The sequence below is a fragment of the Endozoicomonas sp. ONNA2 genome (assembly GCF_024606365.1).
Classification (GTDB): Bacteria; Pseudomonadota; Gammaproteobacteria; order Pseudomonadales; family Endozoicomonadaceae; genus Endozoicomonas.
In genome coordinates this window covers 1-2,030 of record NZ_JAHHPO010001199.1, presented here as the reverse complement: position 1 = coordinate 2,030, position 2,030 = coordinate 1, and the positions used below count along the sequence as shown (strand labels likewise).

Sequence of the window (2,030 nt, the reverse complement as noted above, 5' to 3'; positions counted from 1 at the left end):
CCTTTAGAGTGCGGGAAGGATGCTGTAAGGTCAAGCCCATGGCCAGGCTCTTGCAGCCCGGGGCAATACCCTGACCGGCATAAACATCAAACGTATTGACCCGGCGCAACAGTTCACCGGCTTCACTGGCAATCGCCCGCTCAATGTCGCCAGCGGCAATGGCAGCGTTAACCACCAGTGCCAGGTCACGGCGAACTTCAGGATACTTCGACAGGGCTGCAAAACGGGTAACCTTGCCTTCCGTCAGCGCCTTCAGGTTCAGCTCAACCAGGTAGACTGCAGCAGGCATATCCATGGTCTTTGCCAGGGACGGGTGCAGTGCCCCCATATGGCCAATCTCCTTGCCATCACGAACAATCCCGGCACACTGGCCAGGATGCATGGCCGCGTGTTCGCCCTTGCGGAACACAAATTCACTACCCGCCAGGGCAAAGACCGCTTCGAAATCGCCTTTCAGGTCAAAGAAGTCAACGGCTTCAGCCTTACCCTGCCAACTCTCGGGATGACGGCTGCCGGTCATCAGGGCAGCCAGCATCGGCTCCTGTTGCAGCTGATCACCGTCCTTGCCCCTGATAAAGGTCAGACCTGTTTCAAACAGACGGACCCGGCTTTGCTGACGGTTCAGGTTGTAGCCAGCGGTTTTAACCAGTCCTGGCAGCAGCGTGGTGCGCATGACAGAAAGATCGCTGGCAATGGGGTTGGACAGGGCAATGGGCTCACGGCGGGGGTCAAACAGCCGGTGCAGTTCCGGTGCGATAAAGCTGAAGCATATGGCTTCCTGATAACCACGCGCCGTTAGTACACGACGAATGTCTGATTCCTGGACTTGAGACTCGTCCACCTGTTTCATCTTTAACCGGGCCGTCGGCGTACTCTCAGGCAGATTGTTGTAGCCGTAAATACGGCCAAGCTCTTCCACCAGGTCCTCTTCAATGGCGATATCAAAACGCCAGCTGGGCACAGAGACCTTCCAGCAAGCCTGGCCATTCGTCTGGTCAACAAGGGTCAGGCCAAGCCCCAGGCGGGACAACAGAGCCTCAATATGGCGGTTGTCAATGGCCATACCCAGCAGTGACGTCACTTTTTCAGAACGCAGGGTCACTTCACGCAGAGCAGGCAGATGGGCTTCGCTGACCACTTCCGTGACCGGGCCCGGTGCACCGCCACAAATCTCGACAATCAGGCCCGTGGCACGTTCAACCGCCTTTTGCTGTAGCTGGAAATCAACACCACGTTCAAACCGGTGGGAAGAGTCCGTGTGCAAACCGTAGGAGCGGGCCTTGCCGGCAATGGTAATCGGATCGAAGAATGCGCTTTCCAGGAAGATATGACGGGTCTGGTCACTGACGCCAGAACCTTCTCCTCCCATGACCCCGGCAATGGCCAGAGCCTTCTGCTCATCGGCAATCACCAGAGTACTGTCGTTCAGTTTCACTGTCTGGCCATCCAGCAGGGTCAGCTTCTCGCCAGCTTCAGCCATGCGCACATGAATGCTGCCAGACAGCGTATCCAGATCAAAGCCGTGCATCGGCTGACCCAGTTCCAGCATAACGTAGTTGGTGACATCCACCACCGGGTCGATGGAACGGATGCCGGAACGGCGCAGGTGTTCGGTCAGCCACAACGGCGCAGCGCGGGAAATGTCTACGTTACGGATTATCCGGCCAACGTAGCGCGGGCAGCCTTCAGGAGCATCGATATGAACCGGGAAGGTGTCATTAATGGCTGACGCCACTTCCGCTATCTGCCCGGCCGTCATATCCGCCAGGAAGTTTGCGCTGACTTCACGGGCCAGACCGGCAATGCTCAGACAGTCACCCCGGTTAGGGGTCAGGTCTACATCGATGATCCTGTCGTCCAGAGACAGGTATTCACGGATACTCTGACCAACCGGGGCATCCGCTGGCAGTTCCATCAAACCATCGGAAGACTCTGCCATGCCCAGCTCTTCTTCGGCACAGAGCATCCCAAATGACTTAACACCGCGCAATTTGGCTTTTTTGATCTTGAAGTTGCCGGGCAATACGGCA

General features: G+C 57.0%; 1 protein-coding gene. It reads right to left on the bottom strand.

Translation table 11 applies throughout. The features are described from left to right. Positions 1–2,030, bottom strand: a 2,030-nt coding sequence (gene pheT / locus KDK14_RS21045; RefSeq protein WP_257267214.1) for a phenylalanine--tRNA ligase subunit beta, incomplete at both ends; no start/stop codon positions are given.